Source organism: Ramlibacter sp. (genome assembly GCF_035548915.1).
In the GTDB taxonomy this organism is placed as follows: Bacteria; Pseudomonadota; Gammaproteobacteria; order Burkholderiales; family Burkholderiaceae_C; genus Ramlibacter.
In genome coordinates, this window is record NZ_DASZSE010000031.1 from 1 (window position 1) to 13930 (window position 13930).

Here is a 13930-nt window from a genome sequence, read left to right on the forward strand (position 1 = left end):
GGCAGGTGCGTCCGCAGATCGCATGACGCCCAAGAACGACGCCGAATCTCACGCAAAGACGCCTTGAACATGCAATCCTTCAAGTCCCGCAACACGCGCGCGCTCAAATCGTGCGCGTTTGCGCGTTGTTCAGACCTTCCCTAGGCGACCATCACCATTGCTTGCCGGAACGCCATGGAACTGAACGAAATCCAACTGAATCAGCTTCTGCTTGTCGATGCCCTGCTTGCCCACGCAAGCATCAGTGAGGCCGCCGAGAAGATCGGTATGAGCCAGTCAGCCGCGAGCCACGCTCTTGCGAGGCTGCGGACCGAAATGAATGATCCAATCTTCATTCGCACCGCGAGTGGCATGCAGCCGACGCCCTACGGCGCCCGACTTGCGGGATCGGTGAAGGAAGCTCTTGCGCTGCTGCGAGGCGGGCTGGAGCAACAACCGAATTTCGTACCCCAGACCTCCACTCACGTGTTCACGGTCATCATGAGCGAGGTCAGCCAGACGCTGTATCTATCCAAGCTTATGACGAGGCTTGCAAAAGAAGCGCCCGGTACGTCGGTGCGCATCGCGCCGGTGCCCCAGAAGGCGCCCCACCTGGAGCTGGAGTCCGGCGAGGTGGATCTGGCGGTAGGAACGTTTACGCATTTCATAGCCGGCTGCCGGCAAAAGCGCGTCTACCGCGAACAGTACGTTTGCATCGCTCGCGCGGGGCACCCCATGTTCGTAAAGGGCATGACGCACAAGGCATTCAGTGCTTCGTTCCACGTGGTGGTCGACCCCACCGGCTACGTGCACGAGCAGCTCAATCCCATCCTCAAGCACAGCGGGCTCGCGCGCAGCACGAAAGTGCATGTTCCGACCTTTCATTCCGTTCCGGAAGTCGTCGCGAATACCGACCTGATCGCCGTCATGCCCGAAACCCTGGCGGAGTTCTATGCCACTCTGCTCCCGATATCGATCATGCCTCTTCCGATCGTCATACCCTCTTACGGAGTCAAGATGTTCTGGCACGAGAGGTTTCATCGAGACCCGAAGAATCGCTGGCTTCGGAACGTCTTAGTCGATCTGTATGCTTCCCGTCGAACCGGCAACGTCCAGTCCCAGGACCAGGACTAGAGCCCACTCTGTGGCGATGGCCGCTTGTACGCCTAGTGGCCGCCCAGGTAGGCTGCTTGAAGCTTGTCGTCGGACTTCAACGTGTCGACGTCGCCTTGGAAAGTCAGGCTACCGAGCTCCAGGATCGCTGCGTAGTTGGCGATCTGCAGCGCCTTCTTCGCGTTTTGCTCGACCAACAAGACGGTGAGTCCCTTCTTCGCGCTGATCTTGGCGACCATCTTGAAGATGTCCGAGACAGCAATGGGCATCAGGCCGACAGATGGCTCATCGAGAAGCAGCAGCTTTGGGTTGGACAGGAGCGCACGGCTCAGCGCAAGCATCTGCCCCTCACCTCCCGACAAGGTGCGGGCAGGTTGTCCAAACCGCCTTCCAAGGATCGGAAAGATATTGCACATCTCTTCAACATCGCCTTCAACCTGAGCGCGATCGTTCCGATTGACTGCTCCGATCCGGAGGTTCTCACCTACCGTGAAGTCCGCGAACAAGCGGCGATTTTCCGGCACGATGCCGATGCCGCGGCGAATTCGCTCATGCGTCGGCAGCGTGCTGATGTCTTCGCCGCCAAAACGAACCGTGCCCGTGGAACGCACAAGGCCCAGAATGCTTCGCATGAGAGTTGTCTTTCCCGCCCCGTTTGCGCCTAGAACGGCATAGATCCTCCCAGCCTCCAGCTTCATCGATACCGAGCGAAGCGATTGCACGCGGCCGTAGTAGGCGCTCAGGTTTTCCAGCTGGATCATCAGTCGTCACTCCCGAGGTACGCGGAGATGACGCGTTCATTGCTGCGGATTTCGTGTGGAAGGCCTTCCGCGATCTTCTCGCCGCGGTCAAGCACAACCAGCCGATCGCACAGATTCATCGTAATCTGCATGTTGTGTTCGATGAGGAGAACCGTCATTCCATCCTCGCGCAGCGTCTTCACCAACTCGACCAAAGATAGACACTCGGAGTGACTCAGGCCCGAGAAAGATTCGTCCAGAAGGATGAGTTTGGGCTGCAATGCCAAGGCTCGGGCAAGTTCCAGCCGGCGCAACAGGCCAAGCGGCAGGTTTCGCGCTGGCTCGTTCTCGTACTTGAGCAGGTGCGTGCGGGCAAGCAGTCCGCGCGCCTCCCCAAGATGCGCGCGGCCACGGCAGATCCGCAGAGACCGCCAGAGGCTGTTGCAGAAGCGCGCACCAAGTCCTGCGAGAACATTTTCGACGACACTCAGCTCGCCAAAGGGCCGCACGATCTGGAAGGTTCGGCCGATTCCCAGATGCGCGACTTGGTGAGGGCGCATTGCGCCGGTGGATTTCCCTTCGAAGGTGATCTGCCCGCTGGATAGCGGAATTGCACCGCTGACCAGGTTGAAGAATGTTGTCTTGCCAGCGCCGTTCGGACCGATCACACCCAGGATTTCTCGCGGCGCGACGTCGAAAGAGATCTGATTGACCGCGACCAACCCGCCAAAGTGCCGTGAGGCCTCACGGATTTTTAGCATACATCTCTCCGTTCGCGATGATCACCTTGTTAAAAAAAGACCGTACCTTGGCGACACCCCGCTGAATCTGTCTCCAGGCAAAACTGCCATCGCCGAGCAGGCCGCGTGGCTCGTAAAGCATGAGTAAAACAAGAACGATGCCGTACACCATGCTGCGGTAGTCCTGCACGAAGCGGATCAGTTCCGGCAGCGCCGTCAGCAGGCAGGCGCCGAACACGGCGCCGCGAATCGTGCCGAGCCCGCCAAATACCAGCATCACAAGCACGAAGATGGAAGGCATGAAGCCAAAGTCGTACGGCGTGATGAATCGCATGAAGTGTGCATAGAGCACACCGCCGAGGCCCGCCAGCGCACCTCCGATCGCAAACGCGTACAACTTGAACCGGACCGGATAGATGCCGATGACGGCCGTCGCATGTTCGTCCTCGCGGACGCTCTCGAGCGCCAGACCCATCCACGTTTGCTTCAAATACCAGCAGACCGCGATGGCCAAGGCCAGTCCCAGAAGTACGACAACCAGATACGCGCCCCCACTGAGTGCCTCGCCACCGAAGAAAGCCTTCGGGATTCTGCTGATACCCACCGGACCGCCGAAATACGGGAGATAGACCAGCAGGGACTCGAAGACGAACACCAGCCCGATGGTCAGGACCGCAAGCGAATCCTCGCGCACTCTGAGTGCGGGAAGCGCGGTCAGCAGGCCCATCGCACTTGCGGCGACGACCGCTGGCACAAGCGCGCCCCAAAAGGTGAAGCCAGCCGTTGTCGTAAGCATGGCTGACACGTACGCGCCGGTGCCCATGTAGACGCCAATTCCCAGGTTCAGCTGACCAGCCCATCCGGTCATCACATTCAAGCCGAGTGCGACGATGCTCCAGATGGCCATCATCGACATGATGGTGATGACGTAACTATCGAGCATAGCCAGGCCCCTTTCCCAACAGGCCCTGCGGGCGAATGAGGATCACCAGCACGAGCATTAGCATTGCAATGGCTTCGCGCGAGAGTGGAACCACAGAGTACGTCGTCAAGAAGGTTTCGGTGAAACCGAGAAGGAGAGCGGCAAGGATGGCCCCTGGAATGCTGCCGAAGCCTCCTATCACTATAAGTGCGAGCGCCTTGTAGCCGATCATGTCGCCCATCGACGTATAAACGGAGTTATACAGAATCGCGACCATGATGGCGCCGAACGCGGCGATCATGGAGCTCAGGAAAAACACCATTTGGATGCTGCGATCCACATTGATGCCCATCATCTTCGCGGCGTCGGCGTCCTGCGCCACTGCGCGGATTCCAAAGCCAATGCGCGTCTTCTGCATGATGAACCACAGGAGCGCGAAGATGCCGAGCGTGCCGCCGATGATGGCAAAGTCCACTTTCGGAATTGTGACCCCCGCGAACGCTAGCTGACCGCTGAGAGGTGGATAGTCGAAAGGCAGTTGGAACGGGCCCGCGATGATCCGGAACAGGTCAGACAGGCATATGAATAGCCCAATGCTTGCAATCAGCGCGACAATGCGCGGTTTCGCGAGCATCGGACGATAGACAAGCTGTTCAATCATCGCGCCCAGAAATCCAGTGATTAACATCGAGCCAGTCAGCGCGAACACGAAACTTCCAGAGGCCTTGAAGAGGTAGAGGCCGAGATAGGCACCGGCAACGAACACGCCCGCGTGTGCGATGTGAAGGATTCGCATGACGCCGTAGATCATTGCGAGCCCCACTGCGATCATTGCGTATACGGATCCCAACGCCAGAGCGTTCAGCAACTGCTGGCCTATGACTGCGCCATTCATCGGTGAATCCTTTGAAGATTGAACTTATCCTGCCAGCGGCCTGTGTCGCGGGCGGAATTAAGCCACACTCGAGTTGAGCTCACTTGTAGTACTGATACCAGGGGCGCGGGTCGATCAGCGCAGGATCGGTAATGAACTTGACGAGGCTGAACACCTTTTTCGACTTGTCCCACTTCCCGAGGGCGATCGGGAGCATTGGTTCACGCAGCTCGGTGAACGAAACGTTCACCCCGGACAGGTTTGTGAAGCTCTTCGTCTCAGCAAGTGCCTTGCGAATGCCCTCGCGGGTCGCTCCACCACGCTTGATGGCGTCGATAATCAGACGAGTAGCGTCATAAGTCAACCCGGCTTCGTGCGTGATGATCTTCTCTTTGTATTCCTTCTCCCAGTCGGCCATTAACTTCTTTGTAATGGCGTGGTCGGTAGGCACGATGAATTCAAGGGTGGCCATCGTGCCGTCACCGTTCTCGCCGATACCCCTGAACCAATCGATCTCATTGAGGTCGCAGCTACCATAGAACTGGGCTTTCGGGAAAACGCCCAGCTCGCTGCCCTGTCGGCCAACCGCAGTAAGTGCCGGGCCGAAGCCACTCATGAGCACTGCGTCCGGGTTCAGGTTCTTGATCTCAGTGAGCATCGATCGGAATTCTCTTTCCGACGGGGCAAAAGCCTTCTTGTAAACGACCTGAAGGCCCAGCTTCTTGATCGCTTGCTCAGCCCCATTGATGATGCCGTGTCCGTATTCTTCGTCCTGCATCAAGAGGGCGAAGCGCTTTTGTCCCCGCTGGTACGCCTCGTGCACCATTACCCAACCCTGAACGTCGGCCACGCTTGCCCAGCGAAACACGTAGTCGTTGCCTTTCACCACATTGACCGCGTTGGAGTAGGCAACAACCATCGGAACCTTGCCCTCGTTGATCACTGGTGCTGCCGCGATGCTGGTCAGGCTCAAGGAGCCATCCACGATAGCGACGACCTTGTCCTGCTCCATCAGCTTGCGCGCGACCGCCACCGCCTCCGTGCGGTTGCCACGATCGTCGTACGGCACCAGCTCAATCTTCCGGCCGTTCACGCCTCCCGTTTCGTTCGCCTGCTTCACAGCGAGATTCGCCCCCTTCTTGGCATCGACGCCGAGGCCGGCGAATGCCTCGGTCAGCGGCCCGAAGAAACCGACCTTGATGGTTTCTTGGGCACTTGCCTGCGCAGGCATCAAACACGCGCCTGCCATTGCAGCTGCCGTGAGAAAACGCCACGCGTGCCAGGCGCCAAGAACGCCAGCGGCGTAGGATCTGTATTGCGACATAGAGTCTCCGAATTTTTTGAAAATGGCAGCGACACGCCCTGTGCCGCTGCTCTCTGCAACCAAAGTAGTCCCGTCCTCGGCTATCCGCGCTTGCAGATATGACGGCTCCGCGCGTTCCCCCTGCTCTTTGACTTGGATCAAAACAAGGGGGATAGTGGGTTGGGGCCCCCGCGTTGTCAACGTTGCGTTTGCATATTGAATATGCGCCGAATGCATTCCTTGGCGAGTCTAAGAAGGCCATTCGTGAACTCGGAGGACTGTCAATCCGCCCGGACACAAACGTCCGCGGCGAAAGACGTCAAGAACCACTTCGGGATTTTGCAGTCTTGCGTCTTCCGTGGGGAAGACGTCGCAGATGTCTCCCCCGCGGCTTGGTTCGTCGTCCGGCTGTCGGCGTGTGCGAGCAAAGCTTGGGCATGCTCCAGGCTCATGGCGTCACTCGCCACCTTCGCTCGGAGGTCATGTTCGGTGAAGCTCCGTGACCTCGGTTTCTGCAAGCACTCGAGCCAGGAAGCCCTGCCACATCGACTTCCAGCCGCTTTCACTCCGACTGGGGAAAATTCGGCGACCCTTGACACACCAACTTCGATGCGGCGATCACCGAAGGGGTGACGCGTTGCGGGCGTGCCCAATGGGACGCCGGTGAGCCAGGTGGCCGCCGCGCTGACCGTGCAAGGCGACTACGCGGTACGCATCTGGTACACCGCCAGCGACAGCACGCGCCCACGGCCTCGGCGGCCTGTGTCACCACCGCGCCGGTGCCGAAAGCCACCCACACGGCCACGCAAGCACGGTCAGCGTGAATCCGAACCCGGGGGGCGAAGGCAAGTGGGAAGGCAATTGGGGTCGGGGAAGGCAATTGGGGTCGGATTCCAATTTCGCATTGCCGTGGTGTCGCCAGACGAACTCGCCAGCGCAAATTCGATGTCGAGCAGCAGGGGCACATGCACACCTGGACCAAGAGGCGCGTCGATGCACTCGTGCAGGGTGCTCAGCTGCTCACGACGGGCAGCATCTCGCGCGCGTCGATGCGCGGCGGCATCGGCACGGCGGCTTCGAGGCATCCCGGCCACGCCACGCACCTGTTCCAGCCTCACCGCAAAACTGATACCATCGACGTATACCACTCCCGCCGGCGATTCCGGCACTCACAAGAATGTTCCAAAGACATCCAGTAGCCGTAAGTGTCAAAGCACTTAATGAGAACGTCCGAGCAGAAGTGACGCTGGAAGTCGATGGCCGGACCCTCGTCGTGTTCGCGCCGAGCAGGCCGACTCTCGATGTCGGGGATCAGCGGAGGGTGCTATTGAATCTGTTCACAACCTCCGACTACCGCCTGACTGAAGCAGGTGCCGATGAAGAACCCACGATCAAGCTCATCGACCCCGATCCCGGCGAATCCGATGAGCCCGTCACTTACGGCGAACCCGCCCTTTTCAGATATCGCATCGTCGGCACTCTGGTCGACGACGGTGTGTCCGTCGGCCCGGTGATGCTGCAACACGAGTCCCTGTCCAGCGACAACGCCCACCTGCTCGGGAAAGCCGTATCGCTCACCTCGGACAGAATCTTCGTTCAATTCCTGCTGGACTTGCCGCAATGGTGAAAACTTGAAAACTCACCGCGCAGACACGCCAAGATCGTCGAAGCCCGTCGCCGTCGTGTCGCTGCCGAAGCGAAAGCTCGACACATGCAGCGCGCCGAAGAAGTCTTCACCGTAGACGACCGTTGCCGGTTCCTCCGCTGCGGCACCCGCCACCACCATCAGCGGAATCAGATGCTCCTCGCGCGGATGCGCGACGCGCGCGGAAGGCGCCTCCTCCCAGTGCTCGAGTGCGCGTTCCCGCTCGACCCCGGTCCTGCGCAACAGCACGTCGCGCAACCACCCGTCGAAAGCGATGGAGGCCTGCCGACCCGAGGTATTCCACCGCCGCAGGTTGTGGTAACTCTGGCCGCTGCCGAGAATCAGCACGCCCTCATCGCGCAACGGCGCGAGCGCCTTGCCAAGCGCGAAGTGCTGCGCCGGGTCCATGTTCGCCTTCATCGCCAGTTGCACGACCGGCACATCCGCATCGGGATACATCGGCTGCAACATGCTGAACGTGCCGTGATCGAAGCCGCGCTCGGCATCCGTGCGCACGACGATCCCCGCTTGCCGCCCGAGGTCGACAACTCGCTGCGCCACCTCGGGTGAGCCCGGCGCCGCATACTTGATGCGGTACGTGTGCTCGGGAAACCCGTAGTAGTCGAACACCATGCCCGGCGCCGCCGAGGTGCCGACCGTGAACTCCGCCTCCTCCCAGTGGCCCGACACGACGAGCACAGCCTTCGGCCGCTCGGGCAGCGATGGCGGAATCGCCTGCAACGCAGCGTACATGCGCGCGAATCTCGCGCGCGTGTCCGGCTCGTCCATCATGTATGGCCACGGGCCGCCACCGTGGGAGAGGAAGAAAGTCGGCAGTCGTGTCATGCGTGACGAAGAATACCGCAGCCGCGCCTTCCTCGTCACCGATGAGCCTTCCGGTCGCGCTCCCTTTCCCCATGCCACCGCCGAGTCCGCAGCCCGCATCCGGGGGCGCGTCCTACATTCCCCTGGCGGGACGCTGCACACACTTACGGTATGAAACGCGTACCCTCCTCCTGCCGCCAGGCCGCCGTCGCGCTGGCCGCCGCGGTTCTTTGCACGGCACTCCTCGCGCAAGGCAACTCCTGGCCGACGGGTGTCGGGCCGAATCCCACGTTGCCCGCGCCGAAGAAGGACGGCTTCATCCCCAACGTGCACATCGCGCCCGCCGAAGGCTGGCCGAAAGGCGCGATGCCCACGCCGCCCGCAGGCTTCAGAGTGACGGCGCTTGCGACCGGGCTCGAGCATCCACGCTGCGTCTACGCGCTGCCGAACGGCGACGTGCTGGTCGCGGAGAGCAATCGCCCGCCGCCGCTCGACGGGCAGAAGGACAAGATGGCCCAGGGCGTGCGCGGCCGGGCGATGGGCATCATCCAGAAACGCGCGGGCGCGGGCGTGCCGAGTCCCAATCGCATCATCCTGCTGCGCGATACGAACGGCGACGGCGTGGCCGACACGCGCACCGTGTTCATGTCGGGCCTCTTCTCGCCGTTCGGCATGGCGCTCGTGGGCGACACGCTCTACATCGCGGATGCGGACGCCATCGTCAAAGTCCCCTACCAGACCGGTCAGACATCGATCACCGCCAAGCCCGTGAAGGTGACGGACCTGCCCGCGGGCGCCAACCATCACTGGACCAAGAACATTCTCGCGAGCCCCGACGGTTCGAAGCTCTACGCGACGGTCGGCTCCAACAGCAACATCGGGGACAACGGCATGGCCTCCGAAGAGGGCCGCGCGGCCGTTTGGGAAATCGATCTCGCGACCGGTGGCAAACGCATCTACGCCACGGGCCTGCGCAATCCCACCGCGCTCGCGTGGGAGCCGCAGACGAAGACGCTCTGGGTCGTCGCCAACGAGCGCGACGAACTCGGCAATGACCTCGTGCCCGACTACCTCACTTCGGTGAAGGACGGCGCCTTCTACGGCTGGCCCTGGAGCTACTGGGGCCAGCACGTGGACAAGCGCGTGAAGCCGCAGAACCCGCAGATGGTCGCCAAGGCGATCCCGCCCGACTACGGCCTCGGCTCGCACGTGGCGCCGCTCGGGCTCACGTTCTCCGATTCGCGCATGCCGGCGAACTACGCGAGCGGCGCTTTCATCGGCGAGCACGGCTCGTGGAACCGCAAGCCGCGCGCGGGCTATCAGGTGGCCTTCGTGCCGTTCGCGGACGGCAAGCCCTCCGGTCCGCCCGTGAAATTCCTCGGCGGCTTTCTGTCGAAGGATGGCAAGGCCTACGGCCGGCCGGTCGGCGTGGCGATCGACGCGAAGGGTGCGCTGGTCGTGGCCGACGACGTCGGCAACGCCGTGTGGCGCGTGTCGGCCGCGAGTTGAGCCTTCAGGGGATGTACAGCTTCGTGGAGTGCTTCACTTCTTCCATCACCGCGTAAGTCCTCGTCTCGCGCACTCCCGGCAACTGCCACAGCACCGTGCCCGCGAAAGAACGGTAGGCATCCATGTCGGCCACGCGCGTCTTGATGAGGTAGTCGAAGCCGCCGGCCACCATGTGGCACTCGAGGATCTCGGGACGCACCTGCACGGCGGCGCGGAATTCATCGAAGACATTGGGCGTGGTGCGGTCCAGCAGCACCTCGACGAACACCAGCATCCCCGCGCCGACGAGGCGCGGGTTGAGGCGCGCCTCATAGCCCTCGATGTAGCCTTCGCGCGTGAGGCGCTGCACCCGCGCGAGCACCGCCGTCGGCGACAGGGCCACGGCTTCGGCGAGCTTCAGATTGGAGATGCGGCCGTCGTCCTGCAGCTGCTGCAGGATGCGGCGGTCGGTGCGGTCCAGATCGTCCAGGCCGGGCATGCGCTAGCGAATCGTTCGGCAAAGGGCTCGAAAATCGAAACAATATCCTAGCCGGAAACCGCAACATCGAGGATGTGAACTCCTTCTACGAACCTTCCGAGCTCGCTGGACAACCGCTTCGCCGTGCCATCACCGCGGCCTCGCGCATGCCCGAACCCGACGCGGTGAAGCTCATCGTCGACGCCGCGCGCGTGCCGCCGGACATCGCCGAGAAGACCCAGTCGCTCGCGCTTCGCATTGCCCGCACGCTTCGCCATCGCAAAGCCGCGGCCGGCCGCGCGGGCATCGTGCAGAACCTGCTGCAGGAATACGCGCTTTCCTCGCAGGAGGGCATCGCGCTCATGTGCCTCGCCGAAGCGCTGCTGCGCATTCCAGATGCCGCCACGCGCGACACGCTGATTCGCGACAAGATCGCGCAGGGCCAGTGGCACCAGCACCTGGGGCAGAGCCCTTCCCTCTTCGTGAACGCCGCCACCTGGGGCCTGCTCATCACCGGCAAGCTCGTGGCGACGCACAGCGAATCGGGGCTCTCCGCGGCGATCGGCCGCCTCGTCGGCCTCGGCGGCGAGCCGCTCATCCGCAAGGGCGTGGACATGGCCATGCGCATGATGGGCGAGCAGTTCGTAACAGGCGAGACGATCTCCGAAGCACTTGCCAACGCGCGTGAGCGAGAGTGCGAGGGCTTCCGGTACTCGTTCGACATGCTCGGCGAGGCGGCCGTCACCGCGCGCGACGCCGAGCGCTACCTGCGCGACTACGAGACCGCCATCCATGCGATCGGCAAAGCCTCCGCCGGCCGCGGCATCCACGAAGGTCCCGGCATCTCGATCAAGCTCTCGGCGCTGCATCCGCGCTACAGCCGCTCGCAGTACGACCGCGTGATGGGCGAACTCTACCCCGTGCTCGTGCGGCTCGGCGCGCTCGCGAAGCAGTACGACATCGGCCTGAACATCGACGCGGAGGAGGCCGACCGGCTCGAGCTCTCGCTGGACCTGCTGGAGATGCTGTCGTTCGACCCGCAGCTCCAAGGATGGAACGGCCTCGGCTTCGTCGTGCAGGCGTATCAGAAGCGCGCGCCTTTCGTCATCGACTACGTCGTCGATCTCGCGCGGCGCAGCCGCCGGCGTCTCATGATCCGCCTCGTGAAGGGCGCGTACTGGGATTCGGAAATCAAGCGCGCGCAGGTGGAAGGCCAGGACGACTACCCCGTCTTCACGCGCAAGCCCTACACCGACGCCGCCTACATCGCGTGCGCGCGCAAGCTGCTTGCGGCGCCCGAAGCGGTGTATCCGCAGTTCGCGACCCACAACGCGCAAACGCTCGCCGCGATCCACGAACTCGCGGACCCGAGCCGCTATACACCCACCCAATACGAATTCCAGTGCCTGCACGGCATGGGCGAGCCCCTGTACGAGCAGGTGGTCGGCGATCCCGCGCAGGGCAAGCTGGGGCGCCCTTGCCGCATCTATGCTCCTGTGGGCACGCACGAGACGCTGCTCGCCTACCTCGTGCGGCGCCTGCTGGAAAACGGCGCCAACACGTCGTTCGTGAACCGCATCGCCGATACGTCGCTGCCCGTCGAGGCGCTCGTGCGCGACCCCGTCGAGGTGATCGAGGCGTTCGCGCAAGGCGAAGGCACGATCGGGCTGCCGCACCCCGCGATCGTGCTGCCGCGCGATCTGTACGGGCCCATGCGGCGCAATTCGCGCGGCATCGACCTCGCAAGCGAATCGCAGCTGCACGATCTCGCGGCGAGCTTCGAGGCGCTCGCCGGTGAATCGCATTCCGCGGGCCCGTTGCTTGCCGAAGAAGCCCGGGGCGAGGCGCCGCAGCCCGTGCGCAATCCCGCGGACGGCTCGGACGCGGTGGGCACCGTGCGGGCCGCGTCGCGCGAAGACATCGAGCTCGCGTTGCAATGCGCCGTTCGCGCCGCGGCCTCATGGGCCGGCACGTCCCCCGCCGAACGCGCGCGGATGCTGCGATCGACCGCCGATCGCCTCGAAGCCGACATGCCGCGCCTCATGGCGATCCTGATGCGCGAAGCGGGCAAGACGGCATCGAACGCGGTCGCCGAAGTGCGCGAGGCCGTCGATTTTCTGCGGTATTACGCACGCGAAGTCGCCGCGCATTTCGACAACGCCACGCATGTGCCGCTCGGGCCGGTCGTGTGCATCAGTCCGTGGAACTTTCCGCTTGCGATCTTCGTCGGCCAGATTTCCGCGGCGCTCGCGGCCGGCAACGTCGTGCTCGCGAAGCCCGCGGAACAGACGCCGCTCGTCGCCGCCGAAGCCGTGCGCGCGATGTGGGCCGCGGGCATTCCCCGGCACGCGATCCAGTTGCTGCCCGGTGAAGGCTCCACGGTCGGCGCCGCGCTCGTGTCGGATCCGCGCGTGCAAGGCGTTCTCTTCACGGGATCGACCGAAGTCGCGCGACTGCTGCAGGCCGCTGTGGCAGGCCGTGTCGACACGAACGGACGCGCGACACCGCTCATCGCCGAAACGGGCGGGCAAAACGCGATGATCGTGGACTCCTCCGCACTTGCCGAACAGGTGGTGAACGACGTGCTCGTGTCCGCCTTCGACAGCGCGGGCCAGCGCTGCTCGGCGCTGCGCGTGCTCTGCGTGCAGGAAGAAGCGGCCGACAGGCTGCTCGAGATGCTCCTGGGCGCGATGGCGGAACTTCGCATCGGCAATCCTTCGCGGCTCGCCGTCGACGTCGGACCGGTGATCGATGCCGAGGCGCAGGCGAACGTCGATCGTCACATCGAGGCGATGCGTGCGAAGGGACATCGCGTTCACCAGTTCGCCGGCTACGACCCTGCATCGCGGCCGCCCGGCACCTTCGTTGCGCCCACGCTGATCGAGATCGACAGTCTTTCCGAACTGCGGCGCGAAGTGTTCGGCCCGGTGCTGCATTTCGTTCGCTATCGCCGGGAGGAACTGGACGGCCTCGTGGCGCAGATCAACGGCACGGGCTACGGCCTCACGATGGGCCTGCACACGCGCATCGACGAAACCATCGCGCGCGTCGTGAGCGCGGCGCACGCGGGCAATGTCTACGTGAACCGCAACATGGTGGGCGCCGTGGTCGGCGTGCAGCCGTTCGGCGGCGAAGGCCTGTCGGGCACGGGGCCGAAGGCGGGCGGGCCGCTTTACCTGTACCGGCTGCTCACGAAGCGGCCCGGCGACGTGCTGGCTCGGGCGGTCGATGCCGATGCGGGCGCGACGATGCATCGCCCGACAGCGCAGACCGACGCAGCGCGTGCCTTGACGCAATGGGCGCGTGCGAACGACACGCGGCTCGCGACAGCGTGCGAGGCTTTCGCGAGCGCGGCGCGCACGGCGGCATCGGTCGCCCTGCCCGGCCCCACGGGCGAACGCAACGTGTATTCGCTGAGCCCGCGCTCCTCGGTGCTCTGTCTCGCCGCGAACGATGCGGACCGGCTCGTTCAGCTCGCCGCGGTGCTCGCGGTGGGTAGCCGCGCCGTCTGGCCCGCCGATTCGCAAGCCCTGCTTCAGCGCCTGCCTTCGGGAGTCCAGGCGCAAGTCGTGCTCGCGCGCGACTGGGCCGCACCCGGCGTGGCGTACGAGGCCGTGCTGCTGCACGGATCGCTCGACGAACTCGCGAACGTGCAGCGCACGCTCTGCCGCCGCGAGGGGCCGGTCGTGAGCGTCGAGCGGCTCGCGCCCGGCGACACGGCGGTTGCGCTGGAGCGGCTCGTCGTCGAGCGCGCACTCAGCGTCAACACGGCCGCGGCCGGCGGCAACGCGTCGCTGATGACGATCGGTTGAGGGCCCGCGCG

At 63.6% G+C, this 13930-nt stretch carries 12 protein-coding genes; 5 read left to right on the forward strand and 7 right to left on the reverse strand.

The window, feature by feature from the left end; translation table 11 throughout:
- Positions 1-174 precede the first annotated feature (174 nt).
- On the forward strand, positions 175-1113 hold the full coding sequence (locus VHA82_RS11000; RefSeq protein ID WP_325543475.1) for a LysR family transcriptional regulator: 939 nt from the start codon (positions 175-177) through the stop codon (positions 1111-1113).
- A 32-nt stretch (positions 1114-1145) separates the two neighbouring features.
- On the opposite strand, the gene VHA82_RS11005 is transcribed toward VHA82_RS11000, so the two are convergent.
- The 5 genes from VHA82_RS11005 to VHA82_RS11025 form a co-directional block, all read right to left on the reverse strand.
- Complete coding sequence (locus tag VHA82_RS11005) at positions 1146-1853, reverse strand: ABC transporter ATP-binding protein (RefSeq protein ID WP_325543476.1); 708 nt, start codon at positions 1851-1853, stop codon at positions 1146-1148.
- Positions 1853-2593 (reverse strand): ABC transporter ATP-binding protein, encoded by a 741-nt coding sequence (locus VHA82_RS11010; RefSeq protein WP_325543478.1) that lies wholly within the window; start codon positions 2591-2593, stop codon positions 1853-1855. Before VHA82_RS11010 ends, VHA82_RS11005 begins: the two co-directional genes overlap by 1 nt.
- Positions 2577-3515: a branched-chain amino acid ABC transporter permease gene (locus VHA82_RS11015; RefSeq protein WP_325543480.1), complete on the reverse strand. Its 939-nt coding sequence runs from the start codon at positions 3513-3515 to the stop codon at positions 2577-2579. Before VHA82_RS11015 ends, VHA82_RS11010 begins: the two co-directional genes overlap by 17 nt.
- Positions 3505-4389, reverse strand: a complete 885-nt coding sequence (locus tag VHA82_RS11020; RefSeq protein ID WP_325543483.1) for a branched-chain amino acid ABC transporter permease — start codon at positions 4387-4389, stop codon at positions 3505-3507. The genes VHA82_RS11015 and VHA82_RS11020 overlap by 11 nt, the downstream gene beginning before the upstream one ends.
- A gap of 79 nt (positions 4390-4468) precedes the next feature.
- A complete protein-coding gene (locus tag VHA82_RS11025; protein WP_325543485.1) occupies positions 4469-5833 on the reverse strand; it encodes an ABC transporter substrate-binding protein in 1365 nt (454 codons plus the stop codon).
- An 803-nt stretch (positions 5834-6636) separates the two neighbouring features.
- Here VHA82_RS11025 and VHA82_RS11030 point away from each other — a divergent pair.
- Entirely contained in the window at positions 6637-6870 is a 234-nt protein-coding gene (locus VHA82_RS11030) for a hypothetical protein (protein WP_325543487.1), read from the forward strand.
- Positions 6871-6911: 41 nt separating this feature from the next.
- On the forward strand, positions 6912-7298 hold the full coding sequence (locus tag VHA82_RS11035) for a hypothetical protein (protein WP_325543489.1): 387 nt from the start codon (positions 6912-6914) through the stop codon (positions 7296-7298).
- A gap of 12 nt (positions 7299-7310) precedes the next feature.
- Here VHA82_RS11035 and VHA82_RS11040 read toward each other — a convergent pair whose 3' ends face one another.
- Positions 7311-8162 carry a class III extradiol ring-cleavage dioxygenase gene (locus VHA82_RS11040; protein ID WP_325543491.1) on the reverse strand — a complete coding sequence of 284 codons (852 nt, stop codon included), beginning with the start codon at positions 8160-8162 and terminating at the stop codon, positions 7311-7313.
- Between the two features lie 150 nt (positions 8163-8312).
- Here VHA82_RS11040 and VHA82_RS11045 point away from each other — a divergent pair, with 150 nt between their 5' ends.
- On the forward strand, positions 8313-9650 hold the full coding sequence (locus tag VHA82_RS11045) for a sorbosone dehydrogenase family protein (RefSeq protein ID WP_325543493.1): 1338 nt from the start codon (positions 8313-8315) through the stop codon (positions 9648-9650).
- Between the two features lie 4 nt (positions 9651-9654).
- Here the strand turns inward: VHA82_RS11045 and VHA82_RS11050 are convergent, their stop codons facing one another.
- Complete coding sequence (locus VHA82_RS11050; protein WP_325543495.1) at positions 9655-10128, reverse strand: Lrp/AsnC ligand binding domain-containing protein; 474 nt, start codon at positions 10126-10128, stop codon at positions 9655-9657.
- Between the two features lie 65 nt (positions 10129-10193).
- Here VHA82_RS11050 and putA point away from each other — a divergent pair, with 65 nt between their 5' ends.
- Positions 10194-13919: a trifunctional transcriptional regulator/proline dehydrogenase/L-glutamate gamma-semialdehyde dehydrogenase gene (gene putA, locus VHA82_RS11055; protein WP_414708645.1), complete on the forward strand. Its 3726-nt coding sequence runs from the start codon at positions 10194-10196 to the stop codon at positions 13917-13919.
- Positions 13920-13930 lie beyond the last annotated feature (11 nt).

Coding starts and splice junctions, on each gene's coding strand:
- VHA82_RS11005 (WP_325543476.1), bottom strand. CDS start 1,853: ATGATCCAGCTGGAAAACCTGAGCGCCTACTACGGCCGCGTGCAATCG.
- VHA82_RS11045 (WP_325543493.1), top strand. CDS start 8,313: ATGAAACGCGTACCCTCCTCCTGCCGCCAGGCCGCCGTCGCGCTGGCC.
- VHA82_RS11020 (WP_325543483.1), bottom strand. CDS start 4,389: ATGAATGGCGCAGTCATAGGCCAGCAGTTGCTGAACGCTCTGGCGTTG.
- VHA82_RS11030 (WP_325543487.1), top strand. CDS start 6,637: ATGCACACCTGGACCAAGAGGCGCGTCGATGCACTCGTGCAGGGTGCT.
- VHA82_RS11040 (WP_325543491.1), bottom strand. CDS start 8,162: ATGACACGACTGCCGACTTTCTTCCTCTCCCACGGTGGCGGCCCGTGG.
- VHA82_RS11010 (WP_325543478.1), bottom strand. CDS start 2,593: ATGCTAAAAATCCGTGAGGCCTCACGGCACTTTGGCGGGTTGGTCGCG.
- VHA82_RS11050 (WP_325543495.1), bottom strand. CDS start 10,128: ATGCCCGGCCTGGACGATCTGGACCGCACCGACCGCCGCATCCTGCAG.
- VHA82_RS11000 (WP_325543475.1), top strand. CDS start 175: ATGGAACTGAACGAAATCCAACTGAATCAGCTTCTGCTTGTCGATGCC.
- VHA82_RS11015 (WP_325543480.1), bottom strand. CDS start 3,515: ATGCTCGATAGTTACGTCATCACCATCATGTCGATGATGGCCATCTGG.